Origin of the sequence: Flavobacterium hibernum (genome assembly GCF_000832125.1) — a bacterium.
Taxonomy (GTDB): domain Bacteria; phylum Bacteroidota; class Bacteroidia; order Flavobacteriales; family Flavobacteriaceae; genus Flavobacterium; species Flavobacterium hibernum.
Genome location: NZ_JPRK01000015.1, coordinates 58,216 through 78,718, shown reverse-complemented (window position 1 = coordinate 78,718; position 20,503 = coordinate 58,216). Strand labels below are relative to the sequence as shown.

19 protein-coding genes are annotated in these 20,503 nt (G+C 32.9%); 6 read left to right on the top strand and 13 right to left on the bottom strand.

Annotation, left to right across the window (positions count from 1 at the left end; genetic code table 11):
• Window positions 1-438, bottom strand: coding sequence for a DUF4268 domain-containing protein (locus IW18_RS17535; RefSeq protein WP_041519288.1), 438 nt, complete (start codon window positions 436-438; stop codon window positions 1-3).
• 91 nt (window positions 439-529) lie between these two features.
• On the opposite strand from IW18_RS17535, the gene IW18_RS17530 reads away from it, so the two are divergent.
• Entirely contained in the window at window positions 530-1,180 is a 651-nt protein-coding gene (locus tag IW18_RS17530) for an NUDIX hydrolase (protein WP_041519287.1), read from the top strand.
• 125 nt (window positions 1,181-1,305) lie between these two features.
• Window positions 1,306-2,115, top strand: coding sequence for a lysophospholipid acyltransferase family protein (locus IW18_RS17525; RefSeq protein WP_041519286.1), 810 nt, complete (start codon window positions 1,306-1,308; stop codon window positions 2,113-2,115).
• Window positions 2,116-2,206: 91 nt separating this feature from the next.
• Here IW18_RS17525 and IW18_RS17520 read toward each other — a convergent pair whose 3' ends face one another.
• The 3 genes from IW18_RS17520 to IW18_RS17510 all read right to left on the bottom strand — a co-directional run bounded on the left by IW18_RS17520 (window position 2,207) and on the right by IW18_RS17510 (window position 4,535).
• Window positions 2,207-2,839: a hypothetical protein gene (locus IW18_RS17520; RefSeq protein WP_041519284.1), complete on the bottom strand. Its 633-nt coding sequence runs from the start codon at window positions 2,837-2,839 to the stop codon at window positions 2,207-2,209.
• A gap of 8 nt (window positions 2,840-2,847) precedes the next feature.
• A complete protein-coding gene (locus IW18_RS17515) occupies window positions 2,848-3,342 on the bottom strand; it encodes an RNA polymerase sigma factor (protein WP_035648824.1) in 495 nt (164 codons plus the stop codon).
• A gap of 131 nt (window positions 3,343-3,473) precedes the next feature.
• Window positions 3,474-4,535 carry a DUF3810 domain-containing protein gene (locus IW18_RS17510; RefSeq protein WP_041519476.1) on the bottom strand — a complete coding sequence of 354 codons (1,062 nt, stop codon included), beginning with the start codon at window positions 4,533-4,535 and terminating at the stop codon, window positions 3,474-3,476.
• Between the two features lie 196 nt (window positions 4,536-4,731).
• Between IW18_RS17510 and IW18_RS17505 the strand changes: the two genes are divergently transcribed.
• Entirely contained in the window at window positions 4,732-6,192 is a 1,461-nt protein-coding gene (locus IW18_RS17505) for an aminoacyl-histidine dipeptidase (protein ID WP_041519283.1), read from the top strand.
• Window positions 6,193-6,274: 82 nt separating this feature from the next.
• Here IW18_RS17505 and IW18_RS17500 read toward each other — a convergent pair whose 3' ends face one another.
• From IW18_RS17500 to IW18_RS17475, 6 genes are all read right to left on the bottom strand, one after another.
• The gene (locus IW18_RS17500) at window positions 6,275-7,897 is read right to left on the bottom strand and encodes an arylsulfatase (RefSeq protein WP_084607981.1); all 1,623 of its coding nucleotides are present in this window, start codon (window positions 7,895-7,897) and stop codon (window positions 6,275-6,277) included.
• 437 nt (window positions 7,898-8,334) lie between these two features.
• On the bottom strand, window positions 8,335-9,609 hold the full coding sequence (locus tag IW18_RS17495) for a porin (protein ID WP_123902487.1): 1,275 nt from the start codon (window positions 9,607-9,609) through the stop codon (window positions 8,335-8,337).
• A 354-nt stretch (window positions 9,610-9,963) separates the two neighbouring features.
• Complete coding sequence (locus IW18_RS17490; protein WP_041519474.1) at window positions 9,964-10,305, bottom strand: DHCW motif cupin fold protein; 342 nt, start codon at window positions 10,303-10,305, stop codon at window positions 9,964-9,966.
• An 85-nt stretch (window positions 10,306-10,390) separates the two neighbouring features.
• Entirely contained in the window at window positions 10,391-11,164 is a 774-nt protein-coding gene (locus tag IW18_RS17485) for a carboxypeptidase-like regulatory domain-containing protein (protein WP_041519279.1), read from the bottom strand.
• A gap of 209 nt (window positions 11,165-11,373) precedes the next feature.
• Complete coding sequence (locus tag IW18_RS17480; RefSeq protein ID WP_041519278.1) at window positions 11,374-13,293, bottom strand: DEAD/DEAH box helicase; 1,920 nt, start codon at window positions 13,291-13,293, stop codon at window positions 11,374-11,376.
• Between the two features lie 204 nt (window positions 13,294-13,497).
• The gene (locus tag IW18_RS17475) at window positions 13,498-14,076 is read right to left on the bottom strand and encodes a non-canonical purine NTP diphosphatase (RefSeq protein WP_041519277.1); all 579 of its coding nucleotides are present in this window, start codon (window positions 14,074-14,076) and stop codon (window positions 13,498-13,500) included.
• A gap of 86 nt (window positions 14,077-14,162) precedes the next feature.
• Between IW18_RS17475 and IW18_RS17470 the strand changes: the two genes are divergently transcribed.
• Window positions 14,163-15,941, top strand: coding sequence for an ABC transporter ATP-binding protein (locus IW18_RS17470; protein ID WP_041519276.1), 1,779 nt, complete (start codon window positions 14,163-14,165; stop codon window positions 15,939-15,941).
• Here IW18_RS17470 and IW18_RS17465 read toward each other — a convergent pair.
• Window positions 15,922-16,245 (bottom strand): ribosomal maturation YjgA family protein, encoded by a 324-nt coding sequence (locus IW18_RS17465; RefSeq protein WP_084607986.1) that lies wholly within the window; start codon window positions 16,243-16,245, stop codon window positions 15,922-15,924. The two genes, IW18_RS17470 and IW18_RS17465, sit on opposite strands and share 20 nt — an antisense overlap.
• 183 nt (window positions 16,246-16,428) lie before the next feature.
• Here IW18_RS17465 and IW18_RS17460 point away from each other — a divergent pair, with 183 nt between their 5' ends.
• Window positions 16,429-17,607 (top strand): glycoside hydrolase family 88 protein, encoded by a 1,179-nt coding sequence (locus IW18_RS17460; protein WP_041519273.1) that lies wholly within the window; start codon window positions 16,429-16,431, stop codon window positions 17,605-17,607.
• 11 nt (window positions 17,608-17,618) lie between these two features.
• Window positions 17,619-18,026 carry a hypothetical protein gene (locus IW18_RS17455; RefSeq protein ID WP_041519271.1) on the top strand — a complete coding sequence of 136 codons (408 nt, stop codon included), beginning with the start codon at window positions 17,619-17,621 and terminating at the stop codon, window positions 18,024-18,026.
• Between the two features lie 62 nt (window positions 18,027-18,088).
• Here IW18_RS17455 and IW18_RS17450 read toward each other — a convergent pair whose 3' ends face one another.
• Both IW18_RS17450 and IW18_RS17445 read right to left on the bottom strand, forming a co-directional pair.
• Window positions 18,089-19,600: an FMN-binding glutamate synthase family protein gene (locus IW18_RS17450; protein ID WP_041519270.1), complete on the bottom strand. Its 1,512-nt coding sequence runs from the start codon at window positions 19,598-19,600 to the stop codon at window positions 18,089-18,091.
• Window positions 19,601-19,634: 34 nt separating this feature from the next.
• Entirely contained in the window at window positions 19,635-20,417 is a 783-nt protein-coding gene (locus tag IW18_RS17445) for an NYN domain-containing protein (protein ID WP_041519268.1), read from the bottom strand.
• Between the last annotated feature and the right edge of the window lie 86 nt (window positions 20,418-20,503).

Below are 20,503 nucleotides of genomic sequence, written 5' to 3'. Positions count from 1 at the left end.
TTAAGAATCAATATCCTTAATAAACTCATCATATTCTAAATAGAACATCTCAAGAGCGTGCATTTTTTCGTTGAAAAATTCAAAAATAGTATCCCAATTATTTCGGTTACTAAAACCTACACCTTGAATTTCAGTCCAAATTCGGCTAATAGTTTTACCACTTTCTAAAGTGTAATTTTTTTCAAAGACCAAATCTTTGATAAATTCTTCTTCCAGAATATTTTTTAGAGCTTCAATTTTTTCAAAATAAGCAGTTCGTTTTTCGTCGCTTCTTTGTTCGATATCGATAAAAACCTGTGCTTTTTTATTGTCAACATAAAACTTAAAAGAGAAATCTTTAATCTTCGTGTCATAAAGAACCCATTTGCGTGGATATTTTTCGGCGAAAGCCACCCAAAACTCTCTTTTTATTCTTTGTGATTCTTCTTTGCTGTACATTTTTATGGCTTTGGTTTTAGAAAACTTGTAGAAACGCGTTTTCTAGAGTATATTTATATTTTATTTGAAAGTACAAAAATAAACTTTGCTTATGGATTTTCAAGATTTTTTACAATATGTTCCTAATTTAATTCCGGTTGAACTGCCAGCAACGTTAGCACATATTAAAATGGCTCCCAAAGAACGTATTGAAGCCTTAAAAAAACTTGATTTTAAAGCAGAGAATCCTAGAATTGCTGCGGTAATGATGTTGTTTTATCCAAAAAATGGAAAAACACATTTAGTTTTAATTGTTAGAAATGCTTACAATGGAGTTCATTCATCGCAAATTGCTTTTCCAGGCGGAAAATATGAAAATACAGATGTTGATTATGCGGAAACAGCCTTGCGAGAAACACATGAAGAGGTAGGTATTGCACCAAATAAAATAGAAGTAATTAAGCAATTTTCACCAATGTATATTCCGCCAAGTAATTTTTTGGTGCATCCTTTTTTAGGAATTTCAAAAGAGGAACTTCAGTTTTATCCCGATATCAGAGAAGTTGCGGGTATTATAGAACTGCCTCTTTCTGTTTTTTTAGATGATGAAATTATTATCGAAGCCACATTGTCAACATCTTACGGCAATAATATTTTAGTTCCTGCATTTAATATTCAAAATCATGTCGTTTGGGGAGCAACCGCTATGATTTTAAGTGAATTGAGAGATGTTTTGAAGATTACCTTTGAAGAAAATAAATAAAAAGCTAGAATTAACAATTTGATATTCATTATAATAACAATTTCTTTCCGAAATAGTTTATTAGTATTGCTAAAAGAATAATTTTTGTATGTTTGCGTCCTAACAAAAAAACACAATAAACAGCTATGGGATTGTTTAAACGAAATCCTTTTGGACATATATTATTCATCAAGAAATGGTTAATCCGAATTTTGGGCGCCATGACTCACCGAAGATATAGAGGTTTTAATGATTTGCAAATCGAAGGATCTGAAATTATTAAAACGCTTCCGGATACAAATGTTTTGTTTATATCAAATCATCAAACTTATTTTGCTGATGTTGTAGCGATGTTTCATGTGTTTAACGCAAGTTTAAGCGGACGTCAGGATAATATTAAGAATATTGGTTACTTGTGGCAACCTAAAATGAATATTTATTATGTTGCAGCCAAAGAGACCATGCAAGCAGGTTTGTTACCAAGAATTTTGGCTTATGTTGGTGCTATTACTGTCGAAAGAACTTGGCGTGCAAAAGGTGTAGATGTTACTGAAAAACGCGATGTAAACCCAAATGATACCGAAAATATTAGAATTGCTCTTGAAGATGGATGGGTTATTACTTTTCCGCAAGGAACAACAAAGTCGTTTAAACCCGTTCGTAAAGGAACAGCACATATTATTAAACAACATAAACCCATTGTAATTCCTATTGTAATTGACGGCTTTCGTCGTTCGTTTGATAAAAAAGGTTTACGAATGAAGAAAAAAGGAATTCTGCAATCATTCATTATCAAAGAACCTCTTGATATTGATTATGAAAACGATACGATTGATGAAATCGTTGAAAAAGTAGAATACGCAATCGAGCAACATCCATCGTTTTTAAAAGTTATTCCAGCTGAAGAAATTAAAGTACAGGAAGAACTTAATAAACTAAGAAGATGGGAGTATTAAATTTTAGATTTTTGATTTTAGAATTTAGATTTAAAAATTGTAAGTTTCAAAACCTTTGAACCTTTGTTCCTCTGTAACTTTGTGCTTTTTCTTAGAAATCAATCTTCTTTAACTCTTTATAATTTGCGTACAATCTGTGCAGCAATCTTCCGTATAGCAATCTGTAAATACACCAGAAAATACCCAGCAAACCAAGTATTGTTAGAATTAAAATTCCGACTGTAAAAAACATTGCTTTACCATCTGACTCTAATCTTTCTCTAAAAAATGCAAAATCTGGATTGTAAACAAAAGCAATAAAATAGCTAAAAATCGAAATAATTACAAGCATACCAAGATTATACCATACATAATACTGTACTATTTTGCGGGTTTTTAAAATAGCATTCATCAAGGATTTTGTAGCAACGGTGGTAGAAATTGTTTTATAATTTTTATAAAAATTGATCACAAAAAACAATACAACGGCGTAATTGAAATAGGTTAAAATATCAAGAGCCAGTACAATTTCAGGATGATTCATTTTTCGTAATAAATCATCAGTATTGATAAATAAGTTTGAAAACGTCCAAAAACAAAATTCCAAAAGACTAATAATTAAAATCCACTTCACAATCGAAGAAGACTTTTTATGAATCATTTTGTAAATTTCAGTTTCAGAAATTTGTTGAAAAGAATTTGAGTTCTTTTTCCAGTCTTTTTTTAGTAAATCCAGTTCTTTCATAATAATTTTTAAGGATTTAATATTTTTTTAAGTTTCCCTTTAATTCGATTCATTTTCACACGAGCATTCACTTCGCTGATTCCTAAGGTCTCAGCTATTTCTTGATAATCTTTGTCTTCTAAATACATAAAAACCAATGCTTTTTCGATGTCATTAAGCTGATAAACGGCTTTATACATCAATTTAATCTGTTCTTCTTCTTCATAATTGTAGTCAACATCTTTTACAAAATGCTGATGACTTTCATATTCTATTGTCGATATGGTTCGTTTGGTTTTTCGGTATAAGGTAATTGCGGTATTTAAAGCAACACGATACGTCCAGGTCGAAAATTTGCTGTCGCCTCTAAATTTTGGATACGCTTTCCAGAGCTGAATTGTTATTTCCTGAAACAAGTCTTTGTGAGCATCTTCGCCAGCAGTATATAATCTACAAATCTTGTGGATTATATTCTGGTTTGCCTGCAATTGCGCAACAAACGACTGTTCTAGATTTTCGCTCATAATGTATTAGTAGTATTGCGATAGGTTTTGTTACAGTAATTTTTATTTTTTTGCGACAGATTAAAAAGATTTGAAGTGTTTTTTTTTATTCTAAAATGAAATCCTTTAAATCTTTTTAATCTGTGGTAGAATTAAAGTTTTCTAGTTTTATAATAATTCACCATCAAATCAATGAATTTACTATAACTATCCATTCCGTCTTTTTGATTGTTTGTTTTTAAGAAATTATCATATAGAAAGTAAAAACCTTCATCAAGAAAAGTGTCATACTTTTTCCAGAAATCCTGACTTTCCTGATAGTTTTTTAAAATTCCAACGTGTACAGATTTTTTTAATTGATTATAAATCTTCTCGTTTTTATACTTCCAAATTCCTAGACAATAATGCAATGTAAAGCTATACCCTGCATATTGATAGTAGAGATTATCATTTTTTACAGAAGCCAAGACACCAATAAAATTACATTCGTTTTCGCTGGCAAAACCAATTTGATGCGCCATTTCGTGAGCCGTTGTTTGGGGGTAGTTATACATAGGAAGCAAAGAATTTATCTGTGCTTCGTTTGTAAAAGGGTTTAAATAACCACCAAAACCCATATAGGTTAGAGGCACGCTAAAAAGTGATTTTTTGACGCTTGGTATTTCATATTTAAAAAACGGATATTCTTTGGCGAGATTGTTATAGCCATTCAAGTTCATCTTGAAGGCTTCTTTTTGAGAATATGGAAAAACAATTTTGGCGCTATCATTTTTAGTAATCTGAAATTGAATTTCGTTGGTTTTAACAATTAGTCTTTTTGTAAAAGCTAAAAGATCAGTATCAGTATATTCTCTTTTGATTTCCATTTTTTCGAAAAGAGGTTCACGATAGTAATTGAAAGCCCATAAAAGATGGAAGAAAAAATAAAAAACAGAAATTTTACCTAATATTTTTAAAAGGTGATCTTTCCAATCTGTTCTCCATGTTTTTCGAATTTTCCAAAACCAAATTACTATAGATAAGATTAAAAGAGCATAAATACAATCGCCTACAGAAAATGGAACTTTTCCTAAAAGTGTTCTGGAGAAGTGCGAAATCCTAACAAATAAATTGTTGCTGTAAAATCCTTCGACAAAATCTGGGAAAAAGCGTAGAATTTTTAAAAAGATGATTTGAATTAATAAGAATAAGGGAAGTATATACTTTCTTCTCACGATTTGAATTTTTAATACGTAAATATAATTACAAAATTGAATGTTTAAAAAATGTTCGCCAGGAATTTGACGAACTTTCACTAATTATTGATTTGTTTAACTTTAGAGTCATTATAATTCGTGAAATTCGTGGCGAAAAAGCGCTTAAACTTTGTAACTTTGGGCTTCTTAATTGTTAAACTTCAAACAAAATATAATGAGTCAAGAAATAAGAAATCTCGAACCAAAAGCACTTTGGAATAAGTTTGCTGATTTGAATGCCGTTCCACGTCCTTCAAAAAAAGAAGAGCGTGTTATTGAGTTTATGAAAAACTTTGGAAATAGCTTAGGTTTGGAAACTTTTGAAGACGAAATTCGAAATGTAATCATTCGTAAACCGGCAACTCCCGGAATGGAAAATCGTAAAGCAATTGTAATGCAAGGGCATCTTGATATGGTGCACCAAAAAAATGCTGATACTGTTTTTGATTTCGATACACAAGGAATCGATATGTATGTAGACGGTGACTGGGTTCGTGCTCGTGGTACAACACTTGGTGCTGATAATGGGCTAGGAGTAGCAACTATTATGGCAATTTTGGAAAGTAAAGATATTCCACATCCGGCCATCGAAGCTTTGTTTACAATTGATGAAGAAACTGGAATGACTGGTGCCTTAAACCTAAAAGGAGGAATTCTTCAAGGTCAGATTTTATTAAATCTTGATACTGAAGAAGATGATGAAATTGATATAGGTTGCGCAGGTGGAATCGATGTAACGGCTACAAGGTCTTATAATGAAGAAGAAGTTCCGGAAGGTTCTGTAGGGCATATTATTACCGTAAAAGGCTTAAATGGTGGTCACTCAGGAATGGATATCAATAAAGGTTTAGGGAATGCTAATAAAATTATGAACCGTTTGTTATTTGATGCTTTTGAAAACTTTGGTTTGCAAGTGGCAGAAATTAACGGTGGAAGCTTAAGAAATGCGATTCCAAGAGAAAGTGTTGCGAAAGTAATTATTTCTGAAATGTTTGATGAAGCGTATATTTTTGATATGCAGGAAATCATCAACGATATTAAAACTGAATACAAAACTACTGAACCAAATCTTACTATTGAAATCGTAAAATGCGATACGCCAAAGAAAGTAATGGATTTAGGAGTTCAGGAAGGGATTATCAGAGCTATTTATGCTGCTCATAACGGCGTTTACAGAATGAGCGCTGATATGGCTGATTTAGTGGAAACTTCAAACAATATTGCTAGAGTTATTATAAAAGATGGTGAAATATCTATTGGATGTTTAACACGTTCATCTGTTGAAACTTCAAAATTTGATTTGGCAAATGCTTTGCGTTCTGCTTTTGAATTAGTGGGTTGCGAAGTGGAACTTTCAGGTTCTTATCCGGGTTGGACACCAAATGTAAATTCTGAGATTTTAGATACTTTGGTTGGTATTTATGAAAAACAAAACGGAGAGAAACCAAAAGTTGTAGCTTGTCATGCTGGTCTAGAATGTGGAATTTTAGGAACAAATTATCCAGATATGGATATGATTTCTTTTGGACCAACTATTCACGGTGCGCATTCTCCTGATGAAAGAGCAAGTATATCGTCTGCTCAAAAATATTGGAAATTTGTATTAGAAATTCTTTCGAATATTCCAGTAAAATAATTAGTGCATAAAATAATTAACCCGACAAGTTTTGAAACCTGTCGGGTTATTTTTTTATAAATTTTTAAAATGGTAATTAAAATCAACCACCACCACTTCTTTTAGCAGTTGATATGGATTTTAATTTCTCTTGTGCCTCTTTAAGCTTCAAATAATTATCGATAGTAATTGGACCAGGATATAGGTTACTTTGTACTACATGAGGTGGATATTTTTCATAAGTTTTAGCAAATTCACCAATGATATTCTGAATAGTTGGTAAGAACCAAGTTTTCTCAGTAAAGTTGTTCATGAATAAATCATAGCGCTCTTGCGGATCTGCCCATAAGTCAAATATTTGAGGTACAGTTGCTACATAACTTGCTGCCCCTTTCCAACCTAAATTAGAATCTACCGCTAAACCTCCTGTTGCTTGACCGTTATCACCACGTAAATTAAAAACTGCTTTAAATTTTCCAACTCTTATTGCTCCTGGCAATAATTCATCTTCAGTGAAATAAAACCACATTGTTCGTTTTGATTTTCCTGTACCAAATAAAACTGGCGACATATCATAACTGTCGAAAATTGTTGGTTTGCCTTCTCTGTCTACCGTTGGTAATTCTTGCCCAGACAAAGCAGCAAATGTTGCCATAAAATCAAGCGTCCCTAATATGTCATGATTTTGAGTTCCTGCTTTGATTTTCCCAGGCCACCATGCTAAAGTTGGAATACGGCTTCCGCCTTCGCGATCAGTTCCTTTTGTTCCTCTAAACGGAGTATATCCACAATCAGGATATACATCTTGCCATGTACCGTTATCGACTGTATAGATAATTAAAGTATTTTCGGCAATTCCTAGATTTCTTACTTCATCCATAATGCGGCCAATTCTGGTATCTAATTCAACAATACAATCCGCATATTTATTTTTACCCGGTGATTTCCCCGCAAAATCTGGATGTGGAATGTTTGGCTGATGGTTTTTAGCAAAAGAGATTTCCATAAAAAAAGGTTTATCTTTTTTCGCATTTTCTTTCAGCCATTTTACAGATTCTTCTTCTGTATATTGATCTAGATATGGAATTACTTTACCGTCAATTTTTCGAACTTCTCTGTATGGTTTTCCAGCTTCGCCTTCCAAAGCTCCTTTTGTTCCTTTGACCCATGTTGCTCTAATATCATCAGGCATATCTGCATTCCACTCTGGGTCTGTATATGTATAGGCATTTAAATGATATAACGTTACATTTTTCATCACATCAAAACCTTGTGCAATTGGCATAGAATAATCTTCTTCACCAAGGTGCCATTTTCCGGCAAAAAAAGTACTATAGTTTTTGCGTTTTAGTATAGAGGCTAATGTCCATTCTGCTTTTGGTAAACCGCCACCATCTCCGGGAAATGCAACGGTCGTCATTCCGCTTCGATTTGGAATTCGTCCGGTTATTAAGGCTGCTCTTCCAGGAGTACAGCTTGGTTGTCCATAAAATGACCAAAACTGAATACCTTCTTTAGCCATTTTGTCGATATTTGGAGTTGGAGCTCCACGACCTTCACCACCACCATAGGGACCTAAATCTCCCCAACCGGTATCATCTGAGAGCAAAATAATAATATTTGGACTTTTCTGGGAATATCCAATTGCTGTCATTACTAAAAAACATAGAGCTGTAAAAACTGACCGAATGTTTGGCTTTTTGATTAATACTTTGTTTGTCTTCATAGTTTATTTGGATAATAATGGTTAAAAATCAATATTATTTAATCTAATCTTTGGTATTTAGACTTGTATAGGGGCGATAAATTAGATTGTTTGATTTGGAGCATTTTTAGCGGTTGTTTTTTCTTTGTATTAAAAAAAGAAAAACCTCTAAACCAAAAATATGATATTTTAAGATTTTACTGATAGAATTTAAACTTGAAAGTGTTTCAAATTATAAAATGAAACAAACTTATTTTTAACGAACTAGCTGTATATGTGATATTTTTTAGTAAGATTTTATAGGTTTTGATCAGATTCGTTTATAATTTTTACTTGGGCTGATGGAGCGAGGAAAAGTTGAATCAATTTTTTCGCACAATAGTATAAGTGAAAAAATCTCAATATTCAGTCTGAGTATTCAGTTTTAATAGTACTGAAAACTGAGACTGAAAATTCTTCTAATATATCCATTGAATTCGAAATTGAAGATTGTTGGTTACTCCTGTAATTCCGTCTTTTTCTAAATTACCAATTCCATAAACAAGACCAGCTTTCCAATATTGAGTTGCCCACCAATTCAATCCCAAATCATAACGATTATTTATTCCGCCATGAATTTCTTTGGTTTCTAGGTCATTTGCTCCAACGCGTGCAAATATTTCCCATGCTCCATATTTTCCTGTTGGTTTTATCCTGCGAGCATAAGCTGCTTTCTGATCGTAAGGTCGTTGTTCTCCGCTTAAAACATAACTTCCTGTTACATAGTAACCGCTAAATTGCTGCGTGCCTAAATCGTTTGTTGCGGTCCAGTTATGAACATATTCCATTAAAACCGAAAAATTATCTAAACTCCAAAGTTGTTCCATGCTTAAATTAAACTGGTGCGAAGCATCCATATTTCCGGTATCAACATAGGTAGTGGTGATATTTGATTCGTTTTTGTTTTTTAATCTGATAATATCATTTTTAGCGTCTACATAGCGCAAACCAATTCCCACATGCATAAACTCTTTTCCGTCATTTTGCCATTTTGGTAATCCTGTAATTCTGGCTGTAAAAGTATTGTCAGTGTTGGAGAAACTTTTGTCACTGGCAGGCCAATTTTTAAAAATTCCACCAGAAAGAGAAATTCTGTTGTTCAATAAATAATGACGATAAATTACACCAATATTTCTGCTATTGAAAAAAGGATTTAATAATCGTTCAAATTGAGGTAAGTTGGCAGCGTCTCCAACCATTTCGTAAACAAAAGTTTCTTTGACTTTTCCGAAATCTAACTGACTATTTTCAGATAAAGGAATAACAATTTTAAAATCGGTTATACCAAAATTGCTCGCATCATCGGCTCTGTCTAAGCCTTTGTATTCTACGCTTATCAAGTATTTCCAAGGATTTTTGAAGTTAATTTTTCCGCTCACCATAACTCTGGCGCTTCTAATGTCAAATCGACTTTCTTGTTTACCAATCTGATTTTTACTGTCCTGATTTTGAAAATTGGCATTATAATCTAAGATAGGAGCGAATCCTAATTTTGCGGTAAACCACTTATTGTGAGTTCTTGACCATTTCATTCCTTTGCTTGTTGCGTCGGGAATGATATAGTTTTTAGTAGAATCGGCTAGGACTTGAGTTTGAGAATCATCTACTAAATCAGTATGTTGTGAGAAGCTTTTGCTGCTAAAAAAAAAGAGAAATAGCAAAGGCGTAATCTTTAAAATGTATTTTTTTTGCATTGCTTCTAATTTTAAATTATCGATATATCTAAAATTGGGCACTTAAAAAAAAGTATCAGTATCTGGTCAAAGTATTCGTTTATTGTAGTTGAGGAAAAACTCAATATTAAGTCGCAGTTTTGATTTTAAAAAGAAAACTGCGACCGCGATTGAAAATTTTTTTTTAAAAAAAACTAATCTCTTTTAGGATTGTTTTTCTTATCTCTTTTTTCTTCTTTCTTTTCTTTTGCTGTTTTTAACGGTTCTTTTTTAACCGTTTTCTTCGCGTCTTGACTTTTTGACATGATATTTTGATTTAGTTATTTCCCTTTCGGGATTAGTAAATATAGGGATTAAAGTTTAATTCATCTCGAATTATTGATTTAAAAAATCACCATCAATAATTAGTAACTCAGTATAGGTATTGCTTACAGAGCGGTGAGAACTTAAGTTGTCAGAAACAATGAAAGACATTCCTTTTGTGAGTTTCACTTTTTGGCCATTTTCAAATTCAGTACTAAAATTTCCTTCGAGACAATGTACTATATGTCCTTTTTGGCACCAGTGATCTGCAATATAATTTTCAGAATAAGAAACTTTTCGAATACGTAAACCTCCCAGTTGTAGTGTTTGAGAGTATGCAATTCCAGATGTTCCGGGATGTTCTGTTTTTACAATTTTATTCCAGTCTATAGTTTGAAAAGGTATTCCGCTCATAGTTTTGTTAAAAGATAAAGCCATTAAAATAAAAAAATCCTCGATACTAATGTAAGGAGGATTATTGTATGTTTTTAGTAAAAATTTAATTTCGCTTTAATACTTTATATTGTTCGTAACATCCGCTAATGGCATCCATAATTTGTAAGTCATTTGCAGTCTGAATAAATGAATCTGAATAGTTGCAGCGTTGTAAAATGTCTGGAATTTCGTCTTTACTAATTCCTAAAAGAACCGAAATAGTTTCGCGATCGTATTTAGATTCTAATAAATTTCGTACTGTGTCATCTTTTCGCATTTCTTTAAGTTTCTTGAGTTCTCTTCCATTTTTACCAAAAAAACCATAGAGAACATCGGCAGGATTAAAAATAGAACCCAATACTTTTCCAAAAGCGTTTGGAGAATATTCACCAGCTTCATAGCCTTGTGTAAGACCAGAAATACTGTAACGATAGTTTTCCTTGGTAGGAATTAATTTTGAATCGACTTCAAGATATCCGGTTAAGTTAAAAGGAGCAATGATAACTTCTTCAAGGGCAATAGCCTTTTCTGTAAGTTGAATTCTGGTTACTTTATTTTTCATCCAGTCATTTGTTACTCTGATTCTTAAGGATTGAAAACCCAAGATAGAGAAGTGAATAGTATCATTTGCCTGAACATCTATTTCAAAATATCCTTTTGCATCAGATTTTGCACCACGTACTTTATTTGTGTTAATGATATTTACGTTTGCAAGAGGTTGCTTCGTATTATCGTTAATAACATAACCTGAAACTCTTTGTGGTACAGTAGACTCAACGTCTTGTGCAAAAGTAACGGCTGATAGTAATGTAAAAAAGAAAACTGCGAAATATTTCATATCCTGATTTAAAGCATTAAAAGTAGTAAATAGGGATTAAATATTTCGCAGTCTTCGAATATAATTATAAGAAAATTAACAAAGGATAGATGTGTTGCTTTTAGTATTTAACTAAAAAGAGGCAAGGAGAAAGATTATTAGTATAAAAAAATCCCAAATTCCAATTATGTCTGGAATTTGGGATTTTATATTTTAAGATATTGACTTAATTAGTCTCTTCTTGGTCTTCTTGGTCTTGGTGAATCACCAAAGCTTTCAGAACGTCTTGGAGCTCTATCAGAACCACCTTCGCTTCTTGGAGCTGAGCTTCTAAAACCACCTTCTCTTTTTGGAGCAGATGAGTTTCTGTCGCTTCTGAAACCACCTTCTCTTGGAGCCGAGTTTCTGTCGCTTCTAAAGCCACCGCCACCAGAACCTTCACGTCTTGGTCCGAAACTTCCGCCACCTTCTCTTCTTGGGCCTCCAGAAGAACGTCCACCACCGCTACGGCCGTTATGGTCACGTCTTCCACCACCGTCATTTTTAGAAATTTCAACATTAATACGACGTCCTTCTAATTGTACGTTGTTTAATACTTCCATTACTTTTTCAGTGTGCTCAGGATCTGTGTTAAAGAAAGAGAAACCTTCTTTTACATCTACTTTGAAAACGTCATCGCGACCTAAGTCTAATGTTTCTTTCAAGTAATCTTTAAGAGTCATCCAATCGAAATTGTCTCTTGAACCGATGTTTACAAAATAACGAACTGCTCCATTATTATTGAATTCTCTTGGTTCAGAATCGCTTCTTTCACGTCTTTCACCTGCTTGAGATGAAATATCTCTGTTCTTTTTGTAGTAAGCAATAAAACGGTTAAATTCTACTGAAACCATTTTCTTAATCAACTCTTCTTTAGATAAACCTTCAAGAACATTGTTGATTGCTGGTAAATAGTTGTCAATTTCGTGATCAACTTCAGTATCTTTAATTTTGTTTGCTAAGTGCAACAATTGAATTTCGCAGATTTCAATTCCAGATGGAATAGATTTTTCTTCAAATTTTTGTTTGATGATTCTTTCGATAGAAGAAATTTTACGTAACTCACTTTTTGTAACAATTACAATAGAAGTTCCTAATTTTCCAGCTCTACCAGTACGTCCAGAACGGTGATTGTAAGTTTCAATTTCGTCAGGAAGTTGATAATTTACTACGTGAGTAATATTATCAACGTCAATACCACGTGCAGCAACGTCAGTAGCAACAAGCATCTGAATTTGTCTTCCACGGAAAGATTTCATTACACCATCACGTTGCGCCTGAGATAAATCTCCGTGCAATGCAGCAGCGCTGTATCCATCTTCAATTAATTTTTCAGCTACAGCTTGTGTATCTCTTTTAGTACGACAGAAAACCACAGAGAAAATATCTGGATTTGCATCGGCTAAACGTTTTAAAGCTTCGTAACGATCACGTGCATTTACTAAGTAAAATTCGTGAGATACTGTTGCAGAACCTGAGTTCTTAGCTCCAACAGTAATTTCAACTGGTTCGCTCATGAATTGTTTTGCAATTCTAGCAACCTCTTGTGGCATAGTTGCAGAGAACAACCATGTGTTTTTTTGATCTGGAGTATCTGATAAAATAGATACGATGTCTTCATAGAATCCCATGTTTAACATCTCATCAGCTTCATCAAGAATACAGTAATCTATATTTTTAATGTTTACTAAACCTCTGTTAATCATGTCTTGCATTCTCCCCGGAGTAGCCACAATAATTTGTGCCCCTCTTTTAATCTCTCTAGCTTGCTCTGTAATACTAGCCCCGCCGTAAACTGCTACCACATTAATACCTTTTTCGTATTTTGAGTAGTTTTTAAGTTCGTTGGTAATCTGTAAACAAAGTTCTCGTGTTGGCGATAAAACTAATGCTTGTGTGTTTCTATTGTCAGCATCAATTTTTTGAATTAGCGGAAAACCGAAAGCTGCCGTTTTCCCCGTCCCTGTCTGAGCCAACGCAACCATATCTGTGTCTTTTTCCAATAATAGGGGAATCGCTTTCTCCTGTACCTCTGACGGATTTTCAAATCCTAGATCTAAAATCGCCTTCAGTAACGATTCATTCAATCCTAATTGTTCAAATTTATTCATATATGTATTTAAAATAGGGTGCAAAATTACTGTTAATTATTCATATAAACTAATGCAATTTTAAGAATTATGTATTTGTTATGATTTGATTATCAAAAAGTTATGTTTATGATAAAATCATTTGAGTAACAAATTGAATAATTTTCAGAAAAAAAACGTCGTGAAATATCAATTTAGCGCTCTAAAATGTTGTATTTTAAACAATTATTTGGTTGTGTTCAGAAAATCAATTAGTTGCTGAGTTGCTTTTCCGCGATGACCAATTTTATTTTTTATTTCCAAAGGTAATTCGGCAAACGTTTCTGTATAATTTTCCGGCTGAAAAATCGGATCATATCCAAAACCTTGATTACCAGTTTTATTTAAAGTAATTTCTCCCTTTGCAATTCCAGTAAAAAGATGTTGCTTTCCGTTTAGATTTAGAGCGATAACGGTCTTGAACTGGGCGCTGCGGTCTGATTTATCTTTTAATGCGTCTAGAAGTTTGTTCATATTATCATCGGCATTACGTTGTTCTCCTGCATATCGGGCAGAATAAACACCAGGTTCGCCGTTTAGAGCCGTAACTTCTAAGCCTGTATCGTCTGCAAAACAATCATAACCAAATTTTTCTGTTACATAATTGGCTTTCAAAATGGCATTTCCTTCAATAGTATCTGCCGTTTCAGGAATTTCTTCATGGCATCCAATATCATCAAGACTTAATAATTGTATGGATCCATTTAGAATACTTTGAATTTCTTTGATTTTGTTTGTGTTATTTGAAGCGAAAACGAGTTTCATAATAAATAAGTTTAGTGGTAAGAGTAAATTGAAACACAAATTTAGAATTCTTATATTTGATATGTTGCCAAAAAAAATAAAAATAAATGGAGATATCTTTATTGTATAAAAAAATAACGCCCTTTGTTAAGCCTTATCGAAAAATGGTAATTGCGACATTGTTGCTTACTTTTTTAGGTTCATTTGCGGCACAGGTAAATGCATTGATCTTAAAATATACTGTTGATACGATTAGTAATTTAATGGTAGCGCATGAACCTCTATCGAAAGGTTTTCATTTATTAGGTATAATAAGTATTGTTTTACTGTCTAAAGAATTGATTTATTCGGTAGTTCAATTTGGGCAAAAATTTTATGGAGAGAAGTTACGAATTTTTATAACAAGAGATATTTCGCAAACTATTGTCGAGAAAATTTTAAGCTACAGAATGGAGTTTTATACGTTAAGCGAAAATGAAAGCGGAAAACTTCAAACCAGAATCGATTTGGGTATTAGTAGTTTAACCAGATTGGTCCAGAATTTTTTTATTGATATTCTTCCTTTGTTTGCCAACGCTTTCGTGGCTTTGGTTTTAATGTTTTATGCCAATGTATATGTAGGTTTAGTGAGTTTATGTATTATTCCTATTTACTTTTATGTAAGTCAATTGCAGGCCAGTAAATTAAGTGGTTTTAGAAGAAGAATGCGCAATTATCGTGAAACGAAGAATAACGGAATTATAAGTTTGATTGAATCGATTACAGTAATTAAATCTTTTGTCAGAGAACCTATGGAGGCAGATCGTCATAAAGAAATTCAGTTCGAAATGACCGAAAATCAATTAGCGACCAGAAAAACAAGCTTTATTTTTGAAAGTATTAAAGGGTTTATTGAGCAAATAGGGGTTGTAATTATTATTATACTTACTGCTTATTTTGTGTTGAATAATACAATGACCATTGGTGCAATTATGTTTCATATAATGTTGTTTAATAATGTTTCGTCTCCAATTAGACAATTGCATCGTATATATGACGAAGTAAACGATGCTTTAATTTATTCAGAAGGCTTTTTTGATATTTTAGAATCTGATCAGGAAAAGGAAACTAGCGGTAGTTATATTCCTGAAAAAATAGTTGGACTTATCGAAGTAAAAAACGTTGGTTTTGCTTATCCAAACGGAACTAAAGCACTTTCTAATATTAATTTTACCATTAAACCAAATGAAACAAGTGCATTGGTAGGATTAAGCGGTGCAGGAAAAAGTACAATTATAAATTTATTGGATAAGTTTTATTTGCCTTCATCAGGAAATATTTATTTGGATGGAGTTGATTTAAATGATTATGATACTGACTTTCTGCGTAAAAACATTGGATTAGTGTTGCAAAAGAATCATATTTTTAAAGGAACTATTGCAGAAAATATTCTATACGGAGATCCAGATGCTACAGAATCTGAAATTATAGATGCAGCAAAACAAGCTTATATTCACGAACAAGTAATGCAATTGCCAAAAGGCTATGACTCTGACGCTCATTTGCTTTCTGGAGGACAGCAACAACGAATTGCTATAGCAAGATTGTTTTTAAAGAATCCTCCAATTATTTTTTTAGATGAACCAACAGCCAGTTTGGACGCTATTGCGACCGAACAAATAAAAAAATCGCTCGATGCAATTAAAAAAGACAGAACGGTAATTATTATTTCGCACAGTATTTCTCAAATTATTGATGCTTCTCATATTGTAGTTTTAGAAAAAGGGAACTGCGTAGAACAGGGAACGCACGATGAATTGTATGATAATAAATCAGTATACTATGAGATATTTACGGCGATGGCAAATAGTTTGAATATTGATAAGATTACGCAGACACTTGATTAGTATTTTTTAAGATGATTCTTTCGATACTAAAAGCAAATGCAATTCCAAAAGTATAGGCTATAATATCTGTCCAAAGAAAACCCTGTCCTAAAACATATCTTCCAAAGAGAGTGTTTCGCAATTCGATTATGCATTTTCCTTGGTAAAGTTGTAAAAACTCGATACAATAACATATTAATAAGGAAGTAGTAATAATGTACAAAGCATTTTTGCTTATAAATATGATTCTTACTAAAATATAAATCATAACTGCATACAAAAAATCACCGGTAGATAATGGAATCTGAGGAATTTTTCGTGACATAATTCCAAGAAAAATAGTCAAGAGTAATAAAACGAAATAATAAATTCTTGATTTTTTCAAAGTTCAATATTGATTGGTATTGTTTGTGTTTTTTAGAGAAGCAAAAATACAAAGATTCATATTGATTCTACTTATTTTATAAATTTATCAAGTCTATTAACTTTCTATCAAAAAAATAACCACATGAATTTTAGATCTAGTACATTAATATTAGCGTTGTTTGTTTTAGGAAACTCGAGTTATGCTCAAAAAGATAATTCATTTAACATTAAAAAACAGTTGGAGTATTGTGCAAGTCAGGCTTCTCAGACTTTAAAAGTGATTCCAAATGACGGAACTTTGCCTAGAGCTGTGCTCAACGGAAGTAAGGAATGGAAATTTGTAAATTATAAAGATTGGACAAGCGGTTTTTGGCCCGGTGAATTGTGGTATTTATATGAAGCTACGGGTGATAAGAAGTGGGAAAAAGAAGCAGATAAATTTAGCCTATTTTTAACGCCTTTATCTGTAAGTAAAGCAGGTGATCATGATTTAGGCTTTCAGGTTTTTAATAGTTTTGGAAACGGATATCATTTGACTAAAAATCCAGAATACAAAAAAATTATTCTGAAAACAGCCGATACTTTGGCAACGCTTTTTAATCCGAAAGTGGGAACGATCTTGTCTTGGCCACATAATAAATACGGAGGTCATAATACAATCATAGATAATATGATGAATTTAGAATTGCTTTTTTGGGCCTCTAAAAATGGCGGTAATAAAAAGCTTTATGATATTGCCGTGAAACATGCTGAAACTACTATGAAAAATCATTTTAGACCAGATTACAGTTCATATCATGTTATTATTTATGATTATGAAACAGGCAAAAAATTAAAAGGAATTACAGTACAAGGTTACAGCGATGATAGTATGTGGGCGCGCGGGCAGGCGTGGGCTATTTATGGTTTTACTATGGTATATAGAGAAACAAAAGATCCAAAATTTTTAGATTTTGCCAATAAAATTGCACGTGTTTATTTAGATCGATTGATAACAGAAGATCTAATTCCGTATTGGGATTTTAACGCACCCGGAATTCCAAATGAGCCAAGAGATGCTTCGGCAGCGGCAATTGTTTCTTCAGCATTAATAGAATTAAGTACTTATACTAAAGATAAAAATCTGAAAAATGAATATCTTGCAAAGTCTAAAAAAATGATAGAATCTCTTTCGGATCATTATCAGAGTCGTGAAGTAAATTCGGCATTTTTGTTGCATTCGACCGGACATAAACTAGCTGGAAGCGAGATTGATTGTTCGATTAATTATGCGGACTATTATTATTTGGAAGCACTTTTAAGACTAAAGAAATTAAACTAAAAAAGGAAATTATGATCAAGAAGATGAACAGATTTTTATTTGCAATTATTATTGTAATGATGTTGGTAAGTTGCAAAAATATCAAGCAAAAACTTCAGGAATATGTTGTTTCGTATAATGCTGCAGCCAAAAACTTTAAAAGTGAGAATGTTACGCTTACTACTGCCAGAGGTTATATAAATGATGATAAAATTGAATTAAGATTTGAGACGAATCTAGAGCAAAACGAACAGAATAAATTAGAAGCTCAGAAGGATTTTCCTAAATTGTTGAAAACGATGATAAATAAAGATCAAAACCTTAAAGAGTTAATAGAAGAGGGAGTACAATTTGATGTTTATTTTTTGGCTAATGACAATACAGTTCTAGAGAAAAGGACCATTGATAAAGAAGAGTTACCTGAATTGATGAAAGAATAAATCTAATTATAGTATAAAAAAAAAAGGCTTTTTTGAATAATTCAAAAAAGCCTTTTTTAGTTTTAATGTTTAGTAACACTTGTAAGATTATCAGGGAAATAAAGATCTGATAAGTGAGCAAATTCATCGCCACGCATGAAAATATTAATATCAACATCGGCAAAGTTTTTCTTGCCAGCTGCTGCTAAAAGTTCATTTGCAGAATGTAAAGTGTTTTTATGAAAATGATAAACACGATCTGATTTGTCAGTCACAACTAAACCTTTCATTAGCATTTTGTTTTGTGTGGCAACTCCTGTAGGACATTCGTTATTATGACAGCGTAATGCCTGAATACAACCTAAAGAAAACATAAAACCTCTGGCACTATTACACATATCTGCTCCAAGAGCAACAGCGTGTAAAATTGAGTATCCCGAAATAATTTTTCCGCTACCAATAATTCGTATTTTGTCTCGAATATTTAAACCAATTAAGGTTTTGTTTACAAAGATTAAAGCAGGTTCAAAAGGCATTCCAACGCCATCTGCAAATTCTAGCGGAGCTGCGCCGGTTCCTCCCTCGGCACCATCAATAGTTATGAAATCCGGGTAAATATCTTCGGCGATCATTTCGTGACAAATTTCTTCAAACTCCTTAGTGTTTCCAATACAAAGTTTAAATCCAATTGGTTTTCCATTTGATAATTGACGCAATTGTGCAACAAATTGTATAAGTCCTTTGACATCTGAAAATGCATGATGGCCAGGAGGCGAAAGAATCATGGTGTGCGGTTGAACACCTCTAATTTTGGCAATTTGTTCTGTGTTTTTAGCAGCCGGAAGTACACCGCCATGACCTGGTTTTGCACCTTGTGAAAGCTTAATTTCAATCATTTTAACGTTTGGGAGATTCGCTTTTTCTGCGAAATTTTCGGGGCTGAAATTTCCTTCGGCATCACGGCATCCAAAATATCCTGTACCAATTTGCCAAGTAATATCTCCACCGCCGGCAAGATGAAATTCGGTTAAACCACCTTCTCCCGTATTTTGATAGAAATTTCCTTTTTTAGCACCAATATTGATTGCTCGAACGGCATTTTCGCTTAACGATCCAAAACTCATTGCCGAGACATTAAATAAAGAAGCTGAATAAGGTTGTTTGCAATCTTTTCCGCCAACTAAAACACGAGGTAGTTCTTCGTTAACTTTCGCTGGAAAAATGGAATGTTTTATTCCTTCGTAGCTATCGTGATTTAGGTTTTGTTGTGTTCCAAAAGGCGTGCTCGAATCAATGTTTTTTGCTCTTTGATATACTAAAGAACGTTGATTTCTTGAAAAAGGTTTTCCGTCGGTCGATCTTTCAATAAAATATTGCTGAATTTCTGGCGCAATCATTTCAAATAAATATCTAAAATAACCTAAAACAGGAAAGTTTCTTAAAATGGCATGTTTTTCTTGAATCGTATTATAAACTCCAATGATTAATAATATTGGGATGATAATTACGAGTAAAAAACCGCGATCGGAATAATAATAAATTGTAGCAACAATTAGAAACAATAAGAATCCATAGATAAAGAATTTTTTTCTCATGTTTTCAAAAATTTAAAGAATAATAGTTTAATAATTAATTGAATCGTAGGCGAACATAAACATGTTTGATACCTTTTTTGTCTGATTCTCTTTCGTCGATTTCAAGAATATCTGTCAACGATTTTAGCATGGGAGTAAGTTTAGAAAAACCATAATTTCTAGGGTCAAATTCGGGTTTTTTCTTTACAATTAGATTTCCAACATCTCCTAAAAATGCCCAGCCATCATCATCTTCAATATCTTCAATCGTAGCTTCGATAAGCTCAATAGTTTGTTTGTCAATTTTATGTAATGCTTTTTCAGCAGGTTTTTCGACTGGTTTTTTAGCATCGGTTGTGGTTGTAGCTTTAGGTTTTTTCTTCTGTATTGCACCATCTAAAACCTCAATATAAATAAACCTATCGCAAGCCACAATAAAAGAGTTTGGGGTTTTCTTTTCTCCAATACCAATTACCTTCATGCCGGACTCTCTTAATCTAATTGCCAAACGCGTAAAATCGCTATCGCTGGAAACAATACAAAATCCGTCAAGTTTTCCAGAATATAGTAAATCCATAGCATCTATAATCAAAGCAGAATCCGAAGAGTTTTTTCCAACGGTGTAGCTATACTGTTGAATTGGAGTAATGGCGTGTTCTAGTAAAACAGCTTTCCATCCGTTCGAGTTAGGCTTAGTCCAGTCAGCATAAATACGTTTTGTAGTTGGAGTTCCAAATTTTGTTATTTCTTCCATCATACCTTTAACGTTACTGTACGGTACGTTATCGGCATCAATTAGAACGGCTAACTTTAGATCTTTTGAGGTGCTTAAAGCCATTATTTATGTGTTAGAATTTGTGTTTATTTTTTTAAAATGCTTCTAAAATTACTAAAAAATAAAACAATTAAGGTCTTTTGTTTTGA